This window comes from Flavihumibacter fluminis, assembly GCF_021491375.1.
GTDB classification, from domain to species: Bacteria; Bacteroidota; Bacteroidia; order Chitinophagales; family Chitinophagaceae; genus Flavihumibacter; species Flavihumibacter fluminis.
Genome location: NZ_JAKEVY010000001.1, coordinates 418,882 through 435,175 on the forward strand (window position 1 = coordinate 418,882; position 16,294 = coordinate 435,175).

Sequence of the window (16,294 nt, forward strand, 5' to 3'; positions counted from 1 at the left end):
AACGCCTGATCCGTTGCTATTATTATGCCAATTCCCCGTTCACAATGCTAAAAGCTTCTTAATACCCGGCGTTGTACATCAGCTCGTAATATTCATGAGCCATACGGTTGCTTTCAAACTGGTACCGAACATCGCGCATCCCATTCTTCACCACCTGTCTCCAGGTATCCCGGTTTTGATAATACAACGGAAGGATTTGCTCTTCCAGAATCCGGTATAACATATGCAGGTCGTATTCATCCTGTTCATGGGTATTCATATTGGCATAATCCGCTTTTGGAATTACGAATCCGTTATTACCATGATTCACAAATTCCGGGATCCAGCCATCATCGGTACTAAAGTTCGCGGCTCCATTCATAGCGGCAGTCATTCCACTGGTACCGGATGCTTCCCTTGGAACACGTGGATTATTAAGCCAGCAATCTGCTGCCTGTTTCATTCTTTTGGATAGGGCCAGTTCGTACCCAACAACCACGGCCATATTTTTATGCTTCCGACTTAAATGAACCAGGTGATTGAAATCATTGATCGCCGGATAATCCATCGGATAGGGTTTACCTGCCCAGATAATCTGTACCGGATATTTTGAATTTTCCAGCAGGCGGGTGAAACGTTCGGCATCACGGGTGATCAGATCGGCACGTTTGTATCCTGCAAAACGGCGTGCCCAAACAATGGTGAAAACATCCGGATTGAATTGCTTACCGGTCTGATCAGCCACAATCTCAAAAGCGCGATGCTTCAGGTAACGTTTCCGGTCGTCCCACATATGATCATTCCCTTCTTCCATAAAGCGATACAATTGCTTATCTGCCCAATACCTCCAGTTCTGCGCATTGGTGATGGAAATGATCTGGCAGGTTCCCGAATGTTTTTCCCACATCGCTCTGGAAACATGACCATGCAACTGGGATACACCATTGGCCTTCCTGGCAAACCTCAATGCCACCAGGGAGTGATTGAACTGATCATCCTGTATGCCTGTCAGATGTCTGACTTCATCCAGCGATAATCCGCAGAAATAACTCATTTTATGACAGAGATAAATATCATGCTTTTCATTTCCGGCTTCTTCCGGCGTATGGGTAGTGAAGACCAATCTTTTACGCACTTCTTCCAGGTTGTTCCCAAAACGGCGATACAGGTAAAATGCAGCGCTGATGCCATGTGCTTCATTCAGATGGTAAACATCCGGATTGAATCCGATTTCATCCAGCAGTTTTGCACCACCAACACCTAAGAGAATAAATTGTGCCACTTTGGTTGCCACATTGGCATCATACAAACGATGCGTAATGGTTTGTGAAACATAATCGTTTTCAGGAAGGTCAGTACTCAGCAGGAATAAAGGAGCTGTCTGGTAGGTATCTGGTGGCAGGTACCAAACTTTCACCCAAACCGGGTGATCATGAATGGAAATCTGAAATTTTATATGGGTATCCTGCAAGAAACTGTATTGTTTTTCCATCCAGGTAACCTGGAGGGTCTGGTCCTGGTTACGGGCCTGATCATAATAGCCGAACTTCCAGAGAATTCCGATACCGATCAGGTTCTGCCTTAACTCATAAGCACTCCGCAAATGTGAGCCCGAAAGGAAACCAAGTCCACCACTGTAAATTTTTAACGGCTGATGAACTGCAAATTCCATGGAGAAATAGGCCACTTTCTTTGAATAACGATCATCTCCCTGGTAGGGAACACTGAAATTTCTAAAACTCATATGGCATCAATGATTTGTCGAATGTGTATTAAGTACGCAATTTAAAGTATTCACTGGAATTAAGGTCATTTACTTCTTTTTACGGGAAGCTGGGGCAGTGGTTTTTTTCTTTCGGGTATATCTTCCTTCAAAAAAACATTTGATATCCCTGTAAGAACCACAGCCTTCCAATTCTTTCATAGTAACAGTATTACCCGAGAATGTAAAATCAATAACGCAAGGACCGTTGTTTTCCGTATACCTGGCGGAATTTGCCCCCGTAATTTGTGCATCCCCCTTCAGCTCTCCAATGCACGCTCCTTTATCTTTTTCAAAATGAATAAAGAAACTAAGATATCCTTTTCTATGACTGTCGCGGAAGGAAATCAGATTACGGGTTTCACCCAAATAATCACCCGTATGTTTATGAGTAGTTGGCAGGGTATCAATCGGATTGATCAATTTTCCTTTTTTGTTTGCCTGGTCATTGGATTCCGTAAGAATTAGCATAAAAATTCCTTCCGGATTGTATATAAAGACATCTTTTTGATACAGGACCTGGCCATCAGGAGTTGTACGCTGCCGAACGGTGGTTATGGTATGGCGACTATCAATATTGGCTACTCTCTGCTCGCTACTTGTTGGAGTGGAAGTACTGATTACCAGTGGCAGCGCAGACTTGAACGAATCCTGCTCAAAAACAAGCGCATGGGCCGCCCTTTTTGTGCCTAATACCGATTTCACCAGGATATACGTTTCAGCATCTTTTATTTCAATTTTTCCGATTGGATACAATTGGGGTTTGGTTTTTTTGCCAAAAACCGGCTGTAAAACAGAGTCTGGAACAAATTGGGAAAAGATTTTATTGCCGATTCGGAGTGAATCAGGTGACTTCTTTACCAACATTGTATCCGACAAATGGAAAGGAAGTTTGATCTCTGGAAAAAAATCAATGAATTCAGTAACGACCACCTCTTCGGTATCCAATAATTGCTTCTTTTTGGAGGTACAGGCAGCCATCCCAAGCAGTAAACAAACAATAAGCAGACGGTTTTTCCAATGCATTGGTCAGGTTTTCCTTGAGTCGCTAAAATAGTTTATTTCAAATAGCTCCCATTTTTTGTCCTTTATTTTTTTTTAGTTTCGCCTAAAAATTATCCCTTTGAAGTACTCCACCAGTAAAGAAAATTACATCAAGGCAATCTACCACCTGGAACAGGAAGATCCGGTTGTGAGCACCAATGCACTGGCCCGGCAGCTGGCAACCAAACCGGCTTCTGTAACAGATATGCTTAAAAAATTGAATGAGCAGGAACTTATCCATTACGAACCATATAAGGGAGTAAAACTGACTGACTCGGGAAATAAACTGGCATTGCAAATCATTCGAAAACATCGCCTATGGGAATTTTTTCTGGTGGAAAAGCTGGGATTTGGCTGGGAAGAAGTGCATGAAATAGCTGAAGAGCTGGAGCATATCAGCAGTAAAAAACTGATCGACCGGCTGGATGAATTTCTTGGCAGGCCCAAAACGGATCCGCATGGTGATCCTATACCTGATGCTGCCGGTATTGTACCCAAAATAGAAAAACGCTGTTTACTGGACCTTCCGATTGGCGTTTCTGCCGATCTTATCAGCGTCTCCAACCAGTCTGCCGATATGCTTGATTTACTCAGGCATCACCAGATAGAAATAGGAACCCGTTTAAAAATTACGAACCGGTTTCGATTTGACCATTCCTTGCAGATAACAGTTCAGGGTGGCCCTCCGGTTACCATCAGCGAACAACTTGCGGCTCATTTATTTGTTGCCTGGGCCAAGGATGAAACAGACTGATCATTTCCGCTGGCGGACCAGGTGTTTCAATCTGCTGAAGGTTTCTGGTTTGATATTCAGATAAGATGCAATGTACTTTTGCGATACCCGCTGCATCATATCGGGGTGTTTGTGGATATATTGTAAAAATCGTTCCCTGGCTGTAAGTCGAAAATGTGATAAATCCCGTAGTTCTTTTCGTATATACATTTCCGATACCATTAGTCTTGCCAGCTTGTTCAGCACAGGAATTTCAGTATAAAGCTTTTCAAGGTCTTCTCGATGAATGGAAAGAAAGGTACTGGCTTCGATGGCTTCAATATAGCAATCTGCCGGTTTGCCGGTATGAAAGGATAGTTCGGCATGAATGAAATGTCCTTCTGTTGATAATTGAAGGGTGAATTCTTTCTTTCCTGCCCGCATGAATTTCCGAACCACTCCGCTCACAATAAAGTTGAAATAATGATCCACTTCTCCAGGCTGAATAAGCAGGCTTTTTTTATCCAGTTTTCGTACAATAAAGTAACTGGTCATGATTTTAAACTCTTCCTTTGTAATGCCACAATAGGCATTCATATAAGCAAAGAGTTCCTGAATTGCCGGTTGATAGGGTTGTAAGGCTGAAGATTTCATGCAATTACTCCTCTCCATTTAGGATATATTGTTTTTTAAACCGGCTGAAGGTTTCCGGTTTTACGTCTAAAAGGGATGCCAGGTATTTTTGTGGTACCCGTGAAAGAAGATCCGGATTCTCTCTAATAAACTGGGAAAATCGTTCTTTCGGACTGCTGATCATTCTAAAAGTATCAGTTTTTTCTTTCAACAACATCCATTCTAGGATGATGAGTCGGCCCATTTTTTCAAATTTGACACTGTACTCATACAAGGTTTCCATTCCGGATTTAGTAATAAAAGCAAGGGTACAGGGCTCCATGGTTTCAATCACAAAGTCGGAAGGCACACCGGAAAGAAAGGAAACGGATGAACTGATAAGCTGACCTTCCTTCGAAATCTGAACAGTAATTTCCTCCTGGCCACGGTAGAAATACTTTCGCACCAGGCCTTTTTCAATAAAATAGGTATGTTGCTCCAGTTCTCCGATATTGGTCAGCACCTGCTTCGGTACACAGGTCATGATTTGTATCTGTTGACGAAGTACTTTTCGCTCGGCATCAGTCAACTCCACAAACCGGTTAATATAGGCAAATACATTCGTCCCCATCAGCTTCATAACAACACAAAATTACTGGAATCCGGCATTTGATATTTTTATCATTTGAATTTTTACGCATTTGCAGTAGGTTTGCAACCTTGCATACATAAATCAGGCAACCATGACTAAAAAAATTAAAGTAGCCAACCCGGTGGTAGAACTGGATGGCGATGAAATGACCAGGATCATCTGGCAATTTATTAAGGACAAGCTTATCCTGCCCTACCTGGAACTGGATATAAAATATTATGACCTCGGAGTTGAACACAGGGATGCAACCAATGACCAGGTTACCATCGATGCAGCAAATGCAATCAAGCAATACGGCGTAGGTATCAAATGTGCAACCATAACGCCGGATGAGGCAAGGGTGAAGGAGTTTAACCTGAAGCAGATGTGGAAGAGCCCGAATGGTACCATCCGAAATATCCTCGATGGTACGGTTTTCCGTGAGCCAATAGTTATTAATAATATTCCCAGGCTGGTTACCAACTGGACAGCCCCGATTATTGTGGGAAGACACGCATTCGGTGATCAGTATCGGGCAACTGATACGGTGATTAAAGGAAAAGGCAAACTCACTATGACCTTTACTCCTGAAGATGGTGGAGAACCCCAAACCTTTGAGGTATTCAATTTCAAAGGAGATGGTGTAGCCATGTCGATGTATAACACAGATGAAAGTATCAAAGGTTTTGCACGCAGCTGTTTCAATATGGCACTCAGCAAAAAATGGCCCTTATACCTTTCCACCAAGAATACCATTCTGAAAAAATACGATGGTCGGTTTAAAGATATTTTTGAAGAGATTTACCAGAATGAATTCAAAACTGCTTTCGATGCTGCTGGTATCGTGTATGAACACCGTTTGATTGACGATATGGTGGCAAGTGCATTGAAGTGGAATGGCAATTTCGTATGGGCTTGTAAAAACTACGATGGAGATGTACAAAGCGATACGGTTGCACAGGGATTTGGCTCACTCGGACTCATGACATCCGTATTGATTACACCGGATGGCAAAACCCTGGAATCAGAAGCTGCACATGGAACAGTAACACGTCACTATCGCGACCACCAGGCTGGTAAACCAACCTCTACGAATCCAATCGCTTCGATTTTCGCATGGACCAGAGGACTTGCGTTCCGCGGTAAGCTGGATAATAACCAGGAATTGATTGATTTTGCCAACAAACTGGAAGCCGTTTGTATTGAAACAGTTGAAAGCGGTAAAATGACCAAGGACCTGGCTGTTTGTATCCATGGTAATAAAGTAAAACACGGTGAACACTTCCTGTACACACAGGAATTCCTGGATGCTATTGATGAAAATCTTCGTAAGAAACTGGGAGCTTAAGTTTCTTAACCTAAAATAAAAAAGCGCCTGAATCATCAGGCGCTTTTTATTTTAGTTGAATTTATTCACGATTTCCAACAGACCTTTCGCGTTGCTGGAGTTCCGCTTTCATGCGTTCCTGTTTTACTTTGTTCTCACGGGCTTCCATTCTGCGCTTTGCCATTATGGCTTCAGCTTCAGCTTTGGACATCATAGGTTTTTTGTGAGGGAGGTTGGCCTGTTTCGCCTGTAACTCAGCCCTGCTCAGGCGTCTTTTTTGCTGAGCCGAACTATCTAATGATATACTGAGAAACAGGAGCGTCCCGCTCAGAATCAGAATATTTTTCATACGTTCTTATTTTACGCTTACTAATACATTTATTTTTCCAATACCACTGCCGGAGTAATCCTGCAGGGCTTTACCCAGCACCTGTCCAACTTTTACTTTATCAGGATCAGCTTTCATGGCAACTCCCGGAATGCTGGAGGTAACAATCAGGTCACCTCTTTTAATAGCACCGCCTTCCATACAAACCTTAGTTGGCAATACCCCTATAACGCCCATGGGTACACCAAAACTGAGGTCGCCTTCTGTTGCATTTTCTTCTGTTAGTAACAAACCAGGTTTCGTTGCGTATACTCCCGCTACCAGGGTAGAATAAGCTCCGCTGGATTTAACCATCTTACGGTCATCGGTAGTTGAAATCTCCAATACATCACCAGGCTCGTACGTATTTCTGTTTCCTACAACGGCGAATAATTCAGCAACGTCGGCACCGGAATTAGTAGTTCCACCATTAAAGAAACCACGACCATTTTCATCAATACGAGCCACATTGGCACCATTGGTTTCAAAAACTGCATGAGTGGCAGAACCAGTCTGTCCAATTACAGACTTAATACCAATACCTCCTACCCCACCTTCCACATTGGTTTCAGCTAACAGGCCAATTCCAAATGGAGCATATCCATGTACACCTGCATAGGTGTCATCATTTCGACCCGTTACCCCAGCAGCAATATTGGATATGGTTGTACCATAAATGCCAATACCATTTCCATAGTTTGCTCCTTCAATAGCAGGAAACTGATCAGTAAGCGTCATTGACATAATTCCTCTGCCAACATTTGAAAAAGCATTTATCCCATCACCATTGTCGTTAGTTAATGTCAACAATTCAGCAAAATTAGAGAGATTGAAATTTTCAAATTTTGCAGCAGCCGATTCTACACTTGAAGCATATAATGCTGGTTCTTTAATACTTCTTGCAACCACACCGTAGGTATCAGTAGATTGACCATACACTCCTACCCCACCGGCAGATTCACCCATAATAGCAGTTCCGCCACCACGATGTCTGCCAAACACAGCATATCCATTACTTGTGGTAGTACTTGAAACTTCCCCGAACAGACCAGTCGCAAGAAAACTGGGAGCAGCATTGGTGATTCTTCCAGCAATACCAATGGCTGCTGGGCCGGCTGAATTGTTCGTTCCGGCTATAGCGGTTCCATTTCCGGAATTCGTTAAACTGAACATTTCTCCAGGAACATTAGTAGTGTTGGTGAAAGGAAAAGTCAATCCTCCACCACCTGCATTATCCGCATCAGGGGCCCATTGGGTTCCATTATATTTAAGTACCTGGCCAACTGTGGGAGCAGTGGTTGATACAGCTACTCCATTGATCCTTCCAACAGTTGGGTTTGGATAGGTACCGGAGAGATCACCACCTGCAGTTCCACTTACCGGTAAGGAGGTTGGAATCACACCCGGTGCAAGCTTGGCAGCCGTAATCGCACCATCCTGCACATTCGCAGTGGCAATGGAATTGGTTGCCAGTTTAGCATTGGTTACTGCACTTGCAGCAATTTTATTGGAGCTGACAGCATTGTCTGCCAGTTTATTGGAGTTTACAGCCGCATCAGTAATCTTTGCAGTGCTTACTGAACCATCAGCCAGTTTGGTATTACCAACCGCGCCATCTGCAATCTTTGCTGAGCTTACCGCACCGTCTGCAATTTTAGTTGCAACTACCGCATTGTTGGCAATAGTTGGGTTCGGATAGGTACCAGTTAAGTCACCACCTGCTGTTCCACTTACTGGTAAGGAAGATGGAATAACTCCAGGCGCAAGCTTGGCAGCGGTTATTGCACCATCCTGCACATTGGTTGTAGCTACCGCATTGGAAGCGAGTTTGGCATTTCCAACTGCACCATCGGCAATTTTAGTTGCACCCACTGCATTATTTGCAATAGTTGGGTTCGGATAGGTACCAGTTAAATCACCACCTGCTGTTCCACTCACTGGTAAGGAAGATGGAATCACACCAGGCGCAAGTTTGGCAGCGGTAATTGCACCATCCTGCACATTGGCAGTGGCGATGGAATTAGTTGCCAGTTTTGCATTGGTTACTGCACTAGCAGCAATTTTATTGGAGCTGACAGCATTGTCTGCCAGTTTATTGGAGTTCACAGCCGCATCGGTAATTTTTGCAGTGCTTACAGAACCATCAGCCAGTTTGGTATTACCAACTGCACCATCTGCAATCTTTGCTGAACCTACCGCACCATCCGCAATTTTAGTTGCAACAACCGCATTGTTGGCGATAGTTGGGTTCGGATAGGTACCAGTTAAGTCACCACCTGCTGTTCCACTCACGGGAAGTGAGCTTGGTATAACACCAGGCGCAAGCTTGGCAGCCGTAATCGCACCATCTTGAACGTTGGCAGTGGCTACAGCGTTGGTTGAAAGTTTTGCATTAGTTACTGCATTGGCAGCAATTTTATTGGAGCTGACAGCATTGTCTGCCAATTTAGTATTACCTACTGCACCATCCGAGATTTTAGTTCCAACAACCGCATTGTTTGCGATAGTAGGATTCGGATAAGTGCCTGAAAGATCACCACCTGCAGTTCCACTAACCGGCAGGGAGGATGGAATCACACCAGGAGCAAGCTTGGCAGCTGTAATCGCACCATCCTGCACATTGGTAGTAGCTACGGCGTTGGAAGCAAGTTTTGTATTTCCAACTGCACCATCGGCAATCTTAGCTGCACCTACCGCACCATCTGCGATTTTAATCGCACCCACTGCATTGTTTGCGATGGTTGGGTTTGGATAGGTACCAGTTAAGTCTCCACCTGCTGTGCCGCTTACCGGCAAGGAAGATGGAATTACACCAGGAGCAATCTTGGCAGCCGTAATTGCACCATCCTGTACGTTGGCAGTGGCTACAGCGTTGGTTGACAGTTTTGCATTGGTCACTGCATTAGCAGCAATTTTGTTGGAGCTGACAGCATTGTCAGCCAGTTTATTGGAGTTCACTGCTGCATCGGAAATCTTTGCAGTGCTTACAGAACCATCAGCCAGTTTGGAATTACCAACTGCACCATCCGCGATTTTAGTTGCACCCACTGCATTGTTTGCGATGGTTGGGTTTGGATAGGAACCGGTTAAGTCGCCACCTGCTGTTCCACTCACGGGAAGTGAGCTTGGTATTACACCAGGCGCAAGCTTGGCAGCCGTAATTGCACCATCCTGCACATTGGAGGTGGCTACAGCATTGTTTGCGAGTTTGGCATTGGTTACTGCATTAGCAGAAATTTTATTAGAGTTGATCGCATTGTTAGCGATGGTTGGATTGGGGTAAGTACCGGTAAGGTCCCCTCCTGCTGTGCCACTCACTGGCAAGGAAGATGGAATCACACCCGGGGCAAGCTTGGCAGCGGTAATCGCACCATCCTGAACATTGGAAGTGGCTACTGCATTGGAAGCGAGTTTGGCATTTCCAACCGCACCATCGGCAATCTTTGCTGCCCCTACTGCTCCATCCGCAATTTTAGTCGCACCCACTGCATTGTTTGCGATAGTTGGATTCGGGAAGGTACCTGTAAGGTCGCCACCTGCTGTTCCACTCACGGGAAGTGAGCTTGGTATTACACCAGGAGCCAGTTTAGCGGCGGTGATCGCACCATCTGCCAGTTTATCAGCGGTAATGCTGTTGTTTGCAATTTTTGATCCGGATACAGCACCGTCTTTTATAGTTGGATTGGGAAAGCTTCCATTCAGGTCCCCTCCGGCTGCTCCAACGGGATTGGCAGATTCTGCTCTGAAGGCAAAAGGTACACTGGTCAACGGACTAGTACCCATTGCCACAAACTGGCTGCCTCCTTTTGGGTCCATTTCAACCTGCAAAAACTTGGCAGTTCCAGTGGACCAGTTGATTCCATTTAATGAACCGGAAACAGAACTGGCTCCTTCACCACCTATGGCAGTTGAAAAAAGCCCAAACTGGTTGGTGGTTACGGAACGGGTTTCCTGGTAAATAACAGCTCCGCTTGCATTTGCTTCCCGGATTGTTAAACGAAGGTTGATGGTGTGATTGGATAATGCGGTACCGTACGTGTTTCTTGCGATACCCTGGTAATTGATCTGTTTTGGCACCTGTGCCATCAGGGAACTGCACAAAAACAGGCCTACCATAAATGGCAAAACTTGTTTTATCATGGAATTGGATTTTGCGGTTAAAGGGGTTAGTTGATCTTAACTATTTTATAGGAACCTTTTTTGATTTGCGATCCGGTAACTGGCTCTAATTCAACATATAAAAAATAATTACCGGCTGCTAATCGGGTCATATTGATGGTTTGGGTAAATCCATAGCCGTAATATTGAAAGCCAGCCTGGGTTAAGCGGATTCCTTTTTCATCATATAGCATACAGCGCATATAGCCAGCCTGTCTGCCAGATAACTGAACCTGTAACAGAGATTTTACGGGGTTGGGGAGAATCTTTACCTCTCCCGGAGCAAATGTTGGATCGGAAGCGAGAATGAGCTGTCGCCCTAAATCAGGCTGAAGCAGTCCCTGCGTTAAAATGAGCGCCTTGTTTTCTGACTGCCTGGTGTCAACCCGTACCAATTCTCCCACACTCCATTCAATGACCAGTTTGTCATTGCTGAACTGACCACCACCAATATTCACAATGGCAGTGGAAAGATCCTGGCTTTTGGCCAGTTGGGAAGAACAAAGCAGTAGTCCGCATGCCGCCACCAATGGTTTTAATTGTTTGGTGCAAAACATAGTTTGGATTTCTTGAGGTCCTTATTTTTTACGACTCAGAATCATTTTCTGTGTCATAACCTGTTCGTCTGCGGTTACCTGGATCGGATAAATACCATTGCTCCAGTTTTCAAAACCATCCAGCAGGATCGTATTCAATCCTGCAACCAGTTGAACAGGCTTCTGTTGCATTAACGCACCAACTGCATTAAAAATTTTAATTGTACCCAATTGATTTTTAGAAACTACTATGGATAAGCTCGTAGAAGTACGAACCGGATTGGGAAACAATTGAAATTGGCCTTCATTTTTGGCAAGTGTCAGTTTGATGGTATTGGAATAGCGAACCGTTCCATCTTTACGTAAAATTTTAATCCTGTAAAATACCTGACCTGAAACGATTGCACTGATATTATCATCCATTTTATAGTCAGCATATCCATTTATACTACTGGCAGACAGCAATTTGACACTGTAAAATGATTTCCCATCTTCAGCTCTTTCAACTACCAATTGCTCAACCTGTTCATTGGATGAGAGTTCGAGACTTAGTTGTGCCTTCTCTCCCATCAACTGGCCTTTTAGCTGCATTCGATTGACCGGAAGAATACCACAATTGGGAGTTTCCATTACCATAACCGTATCCTGGGAATAAATATTACATCCATTTAATAATTGCTGACGAACGATATAAGTTCCTGGTGTATCAACAGTTATACTGTACCCAACAGTATCGCTAATGATGTTTCCATCCGGTGTACTCCAGGTATAAACAGATGACGGCAATGGATTGATAACGGTCAACGTACTGACGGTTTCATCACCACATATCATAGGTATATCGGCATAGGCATCTGTAGCATCAAAATTGAAGAAATCAAATGGACCAACAAAGTCTTTTAATTCAGCGGTAAATGAGGCTGAAGACCTGGTTTTCACTAGAATACGGCGGAATGGCATATCACACTGACTTCCACCTCCAAGCAGGTTGATAGGGTCCAAACCCAGAGTACCCATGTTTACTGAGAACTCAAGAAACTGGTTAGCATCATAGGTATTCTGCATGCTATTATCACGACGGATTACTTTATACGGTCCTCCCCAGGTTGCCGCATTATTCTGAAGCCCACTGTAAAAATAATTTCCATTTTTGGGCCGGATTCCTGCATAACCATAGGTAGCACCTGAGCCATCTCCGTCAAAAGAACCATCCCAGTTAAAATTCGGACTGTTTATCAGGAGTGCATCTTTATGAACCCAGATTTTTGCAACCAGGTCCTGCAACCCACTTCCACCAAATTCAGCTGAGAAAATAACATCCCCTGGGACAGTCACTGCTCCAGTTACAGCATCAAATTGCCAACTGGTATGACCTGCATCCGGACCATACCCAGTGAAACTCTGGGTAGCCCGATCGTAATATATATCTGTCTGATAGAGTTCAAAATCAAAATAACGGCTGCCTGAAGTAGCATCAATTGCAATTCCCCCAATAAAAAACAGTGAATCGGCCACGGTATGATAACTGGAACTACCTGCCCTTCTTACATGCACCATGATATCAAGGATATCATTTTTCTGGGGTATGTTCCCATCAACTGCTCCTGTCCAGTTCTGGGGACTACCACCATTTTTATTGGACATTGCATATACAGTGGAATCGGCTCCATGATAGTCACGGATGTAAACCGCATCAATCAACCTCCGGCCGTCCAGAATGCTTAATGCAGGATAGCGCATCGTACGGAAAAAGGGAAGACGCCTGAAGGCCATATCGGTACTACAACGTGCAACATAGTAAGCCGCACCCGTAGTATCAATCATAAAACGCTGAGTACCAGTGGAATTTGTAAACCAATCGTGACTTATTGATGGAGATAAGGGGGCTGCTCCTAAAAATGGAGCGCGCAACTCTCCATCTACACCAAAACTTGCTTTTAACCCAGCAGTGGTGATTTGAGCAGTTGTGGTAAATCTACCAACAATGCATAGCGACAATAGTAATAGTAGCTTTTTCATGGATACAGGATTAAATGAAAAATACAGATACGACAAAAGTCGATCGTCAGATTACATAGATCCAGAAAAGCTAGTATTGAAAAAGTTGGGGGCGAATTTTATTCCCCGCTGTCGGCAAAGAGAATTGGTGTGAGGTACAGTTGTTTTCATAAGTGGACTTTTTTGGACAAAGGATCGGATATAATACTAACGCCAAACTATAGAAAATATTCTAATTATTCTACCCAATAACCATTAAATATTAGAAACTAGTATATTTTCATTTACTCCCTCGTAGATATCCGAGGACATGGAAAGCAGCTTCACATATAATCAATAAAAAAGGTCGATACCCTTAGGTAACGACCTCTTATACAATCGTTTAAAGAATGCCATCCTGAGAACAGGACGGCCTCTAACGATTGCTTGCCATATGAAAATTCTTATTTTTTCAGAGAATCAACGGCGGCTTTAGCGCTGTCAACTACAGCAGCAGCAGTAGAGTCGATAGAAGCTTTAGCGCTATCAACAGTAGCTTCAACAGCAGCAGCAGCAGAATCTACAGTAGCTTCAGCAGCTTCAGTTGCAGTTTCAGCAGCATTGTTACAAGCAGCGAAAGCGGCGATAGCCAGTACGAACAGGACCTTTTTCATTTGTTCTTCGTTTTGTTTTGAATGAATGATTTGACATTTATACGGGATTTGAAAAAAGGTAACCTGCCAACTCAAAAAAAAATCAAGATTTTTTTCAGGGTTACTATTTGTTATTTTGGGTATTAAATACTGAATAGTGACTTCGGATCCGATAGAAAAAGCCTTATTGGAAGGATTGGCCAGGAATGACAGAGCCGCTACCACCACCCTTTACAGGGAGCATTTCGGAATGATTCAGGCACTGATTCTCAATAATAACGGAACAGTGGATGATGCCCGGGATGTGTTCCAGGAGGCAATGGTAGTATTGTATGAAAAAGTAAAATCAGGTGAATTTGAACTGAGCTGCCAGCTTAAAACATATATATATAGTATATGCAGACGGCTCTGGCTTAAAAAGCTAACTCAAAAACAGCGGTTTTTACCGGAATTGGAGGGAACTGATTCATGGATTGCAGTAGAAGAAGATCTGGAACACTTTGAGCAGCAGGACCAGGCATTTCATTTGATGGAAAAAGCGATGAACAGCCTGGGTGAGCCCTGCCGAAGTTTACTGGATGCTTTTTATCTGCAAAAAAAATCCATGATTGAAATTGCTTCGGTATTTGGATATACCAATGCCGATAATGCCAAGACCCAGAAGTATAAATGCCTTACCCGATTGAAAAAAATATTCTTCGCCCAATATAAAAACCTGGAAGTATGAGAGAAGACATGCAGTTACTGGAAGCCGTAGAACGTTACCTGAATCAGCAAATGAGTCAGGAGGAAAAGCTGCATTTTGAACAATTGCGTGCTTCCAATCCGGAAGTCGACCATTTGGTTGTTGAACACCAGCTCTTTCTGCAGCAGATGGAAAATTTCGGCAATCGGAAACAATTCCAGAGCTCCCTAAACGAAATCCATAATGACCTGGTTACAAAAGGTGAAATCAAAACGGTTCAACCTAAAGTAAAAGTCATTCAATTGGTTGATAAGTATAAAAAGGTATTTGCCCTGGCAGCCTCTATTGCCGGTATTACTGCACTGGCGATTTCCGGACTGGTAACCTACTTCACGCCAAAAAGTAACCCTTCGGATATAGCTCAGCTTAAAAAAGAAATCAATACGGTTAAGATCAGCCAGAAACAAACCGAGAATGAAATCAATACGCTGAAACATGCACCGAATCGTCCGGCTATTCCAGGAAAATTTGGAGGAACCGGATTCCTGATTGACGGAAAAGGTTACCTGGTTACCTCTGCCCATGTGGTAGCTAAAGCTGACTCCGTATACATCGTTAATACAAAAGGAGAATACTTCAAGGCAAGAACAGTTCATGTGAATGATCATACCGATATCGCTATTCTGAAAATTGAAGATCCCCGTTTTGAGCCGGTTCGCCATCTGCCTTATGGCATCCGCAAAGCAAAAGCGGACCTGGGTGAACAGATCTTTACATTAGGTTATCCCCGTACCGAGATCGTATACAATGAAGGATATCTGAGTGCCAAAACCGGTTACAATGGTGATACGGTTACCTATCAGATAGCTATTTCTGCCAACCCGGGTAACTCTGGTGGCCCCATCTTCAACCAGCACGGTGAAGTGATCGGTGTACTTAGCGGTAAACAGGTTACTGCGGAGGGAGTAGTTTTTAGCAGCCAGAGTAAGAACATTTTCAGAGCTCTGGACTCACTCAAACAGGATAGCAGCACCACTATCCGCATTCAGAGCAACTCCTCCGTAAAAGGAATTGACCGGGTAATGCAGATCAAAAGAATCGAGGAGTGTATTTACAATGTAATGAGTTATTGAGCCGGAAGTAATTTCAGCCTGATATTACGGTACTGAACCCACATTTGTGGTGCAACGTGCAGTTGCAATCCCAGTAACCCTTTGACTGATCTGTTGACTGAATCAGCATCCAGCAATGCGCTCATTTTTTTTCCATTGATAAAGTGCTCATATCGGAAACCTGCAGCTTTGATCACTAACTCATTCCAATCATTGGTTTTTATTGCATTCCGGAGTTCGTCCTGTGAACCAAGGCTATCCAGTACAATTGGCCCGGCGCCTGTCTTAAATTCAACAGACTCTCCTCTTTTAGCCAAAAAGCCACGCCCTCTCTCTTCATAGTTTTGTCCTGTATAGGTATTGGCGCCATCAATATCTGCCTGATATCCTTTTAGTGCATAGCGCAAACCAGGCACTTCCTGGCTCCGGTATTGAACCCCACTATTCCCCTGCTCACTTATTCTGTATTCCAATGTCAACTCAAAGTCTGATGGTAATTCACCGGTATAAACAAGAAATGTATTGTATTCCAACGGATGTTCCGGAGTTACTTCTCCGAAAATAGAACTATCCCTGATTTTCCAGTAGCTGGTATCTCCTTCCCAATTGGTAAAACTGACTCCATCAAAGAGTACATTCGTCTTTTCCTCTTTTGCAGCTGGTGTAGCACATCCTGCCAAAGCAACCATCCCGATTATAAATCCTACAGCTGCGCACGATCCGATTCTATTGTTCATCT

14 protein-coding genes are annotated in these 16,294 nt (G+C 43.7%); 4 read left to right on the top strand and 10 right to left on the bottom strand.

Going from position 1 to position 16,294, the window contains the following annotated elements:
- Window positions 1–58 precede the first annotated feature (58 nt).
- Together glgP and L0U88_RS01955 are read right to left on the bottom strand one after the other, a co-directional pair.
- Window positions 59–1,723: an alpha-glucan family phosphorylase gene (gene glgP / locus L0U88_RS01950; RefSeq protein WP_234863919.1), complete on the bottom strand. Its 1,665-nt coding sequence runs from the start codon at window positions 1,721–1,723 to the stop codon at window positions 59–61.
- A gap of 69 nt (window positions 1,724–1,792) precedes the next feature.
- On the bottom strand, window positions 1,793–2,767 hold the full coding sequence (locus L0U88_RS01955) for a hypothetical protein (protein WP_234863920.1): 975 nt from the start codon (window positions 2,765–2,767) through the stop codon (window positions 1,793–1,795).
- A 97-nt stretch (window positions 2,768–2,864) separates the two neighbouring features.
- Between L0U88_RS01955 and L0U88_RS01960 the strand changes: the two genes are divergently transcribed.
- Window positions 2,865–3,539 (top strand): metal-dependent transcriptional regulator, encoded by a 675-nt coding sequence (locus L0U88_RS01960; RefSeq protein ID WP_234863921.1) that lies wholly within the window; start codon window positions 2,865–2,867, stop codon window positions 3,537–3,539.
- Here L0U88_RS01960 and L0U88_RS01965 read toward each other — a convergent pair whose 3' ends face one another.
- Both L0U88_RS01965 and L0U88_RS01970 read right to left on the bottom strand, forming a co-directional pair.
- Window positions 3,540–4,151 carry a Crp/Fnr family transcriptional regulator gene (locus tag L0U88_RS01965; protein ID WP_234863922.1) on the bottom strand — a complete coding sequence of 204 codons (612 nt, stop codon included), beginning with the start codon at window positions 4,149–4,151 and terminating at the stop codon, window positions 3,540–3,542. It lies immediately after the preceding gene.
- 4 nt (window positions 4,152–4,155) lie between these two features.
- Complete coding sequence (locus L0U88_RS01970) at window positions 4,156–4,749, bottom strand: Crp/Fnr family transcriptional regulator (RefSeq protein WP_234863923.1); 594 nt, start codon at window positions 4,747–4,749, stop codon at window positions 4,156–4,158.
- Between the two features lie 103 nt (window positions 4,750–4,852).
- Between L0U88_RS01970 and L0U88_RS01975 the strand changes: the two genes are divergently transcribed.
- Window positions 4,853–6,088, top strand: coding sequence for an isocitrate dehydrogenase (NADP(+)) (locus L0U88_RS01975; RefSeq protein WP_234863924.1), 1,236 nt, complete (start codon window positions 4,853–4,855; stop codon window positions 6,086–6,088).
- 61 nt (window positions 6,089–6,149) lie between these two features.
- Here L0U88_RS01975 and L0U88_RS01980 read toward each other — a convergent pair whose 3' ends face one another.
- The 5 genes from L0U88_RS01980 to L0U88_RS02000 all read right to left on the bottom strand — a co-directional run bounded on the left by L0U88_RS01980 (window position 6,150) and on the right by L0U88_RS02000 (window position 13,779).
- Entirely contained in the window at window positions 6,150–6,416 is a 267-nt protein-coding gene (locus tag L0U88_RS01980) for a hypothetical protein (protein WP_234863925.1), read from the bottom strand.
- Between the two features lie 6 nt (window positions 6,417–6,422).
- On the bottom strand, window positions 6,423–10,574 hold the full coding sequence (locus tag L0U88_RS01985) for a beta strand repeat-containing protein (protein ID WP_234863926.1): 4,152 nt from the start codon (window positions 10,572–10,574) through the stop codon (window positions 6,423–6,425).
- Window positions 10,575–10,600: 26 nt separating this feature from the next.
- Entirely contained in the window at window positions 10,601–11,149 is a 549-nt protein-coding gene (locus L0U88_RS01990; protein WP_234863927.1) for a T9SS type A sorting domain-containing protein, read from the bottom strand.
- Between the two features lie 21 nt (window positions 11,150–11,170).
- Complete coding sequence (locus L0U88_RS01995; RefSeq protein ID WP_234863928.1) at window positions 11,171–13,147, bottom strand: T9SS type A sorting domain-containing protein; 1,977 nt, start codon at window positions 13,145–13,147, stop codon at window positions 11,171–11,173.
- Between the two features lie 422 nt (window positions 13,148–13,569).
- On the bottom strand, window positions 13,570–13,779 hold the full coding sequence (locus L0U88_RS02000) for a hypothetical protein (protein WP_234863929.1): 210 nt from the start codon (window positions 13,777–13,779) through the stop codon (window positions 13,570–13,572).
- Between the two features lie 136 nt (window positions 13,780–13,915).
- On the opposite strand from L0U88_RS02000, the gene L0U88_RS02005 reads away from it, so the two are divergent.
- Both L0U88_RS02005 and L0U88_RS02010 read left to right on the top strand, forming a co-directional pair.
- The gene (locus L0U88_RS02005) at window positions 13,916–14,485 is read left to right on the top strand and encodes an RNA polymerase sigma factor (RefSeq protein ID WP_234863930.1); all 570 of its coding nucleotides are present in this window, start codon (window positions 13,916–13,918) and stop codon (window positions 14,483–14,485) included.
- Window positions 14,482–15,576: a S1 family peptidase gene (locus L0U88_RS02010; RefSeq protein WP_234863931.1), complete on the top strand. Its 1,095-nt coding sequence runs from the start codon at window positions 14,482–14,484 to the stop codon at window positions 15,574–15,576. Before L0U88_RS02005 ends, L0U88_RS02010 begins: the two co-directional genes overlap by 4 nt.
- Here the strand turns inward: L0U88_RS02010 and L0U88_RS02015 are convergent.
- Complete coding sequence (locus L0U88_RS02015) at window positions 15,570–16,292, bottom strand: 3-keto-disaccharide hydrolase (protein ID WP_234863932.1); 723 nt, start codon at window positions 16,290–16,292, stop codon at window positions 15,570–15,572. The two genes, L0U88_RS02010 and L0U88_RS02015, sit on opposite strands and share 7 nt — an antisense overlap.
- Window positions 16,293–16,294 lie beyond the last annotated feature (2 nt).

What these genes read in the sequence shown, in the direction of transcription:
- L0U88_RS01995 (WP_234863928.1), bottom strand. Translation starts at nt 13,147, where the DNA reads ATGAAAAAGCTACTATTACTATTGTCGCTATGCATTGTTGGTAGATTT.
- L0U88_RS01990 (WP_234863927.1), bottom strand. Translation starts at nt 11,149, where the DNA reads ATGTTTTGCACCAAACAATTAAAACCATTGGTGGCGGCATGCGGACTA.
- L0U88_RS02015 (WP_234863932.1), bottom strand. Translation starts at nt 16,292, where the DNA reads ATGAACAATAGAATCGGATCGTGCGCAGCTGTAGGATTTATAATCGGG.
- L0U88_RS01955 (WP_234863920.1), bottom strand. Translation starts at nt 2,767, where the DNA reads ATGCATTGGAAAAACCGTCTGCTTATTGTTTGTTTACTGCTTGGGATG.
- L0U88_RS01985 (WP_234863926.1), bottom strand. Translation starts at nt 10,574, where the DNA reads ATGATAAAACAAGTTTTGCCATTTATGGTAGGCCTGTTTTTGTGCAGT.
- L0U88_RS01975 (WP_234863924.1), top strand. Translation starts at nt 4,853, where the DNA reads ATGACTAAAAAAATTAAAGTAGCCAACCCGGTGGTAGAACTGGATGGC.
- L0U88_RS01970 (WP_234863923.1), bottom strand. Translation starts at nt 4,749, where the DNA reads ATGAAGCTGATGGGGACGAATGTATTTGCCTATATTAACCGGTTTGTG.
- L0U88_RS01965 (WP_234863922.1), bottom strand. Translation starts at nt 4,151, where the DNA reads ATGAAATCTTCAGCCTTACAACCCTATCAACCGGCAATTCAGGAACTC.
- L0U88_RS01980 (WP_234863925.1), bottom strand. Translation starts at nt 6,416, where the DNA reads ATGAAAAATATTCTGATTCTGAGCGGGACGCTCCTGTTTCTCAGTATA.
- L0U88_RS02000 (WP_234863929.1), bottom strand. Translation starts at nt 13,779, where the DNA reads ATGAAAAAGGTCCTGTTCGTACTGGCTATCGCCGCTTTCGCTGCTTGT.
- L0U88_RS02010 (WP_234863931.1), top strand. Translation starts at nt 14,482, where the DNA reads ATGAGAGAAGACATGCAGTTACTGGAAGCCGTAGAACGTTACCTGAAT.
- glgP (WP_234863919.1), bottom strand. Translation starts at nt 1,723, where the DNA reads ATGAGTTTTAGAAATTTCAGTGTTCCCTACCAGGGAGATGATCGTTAT.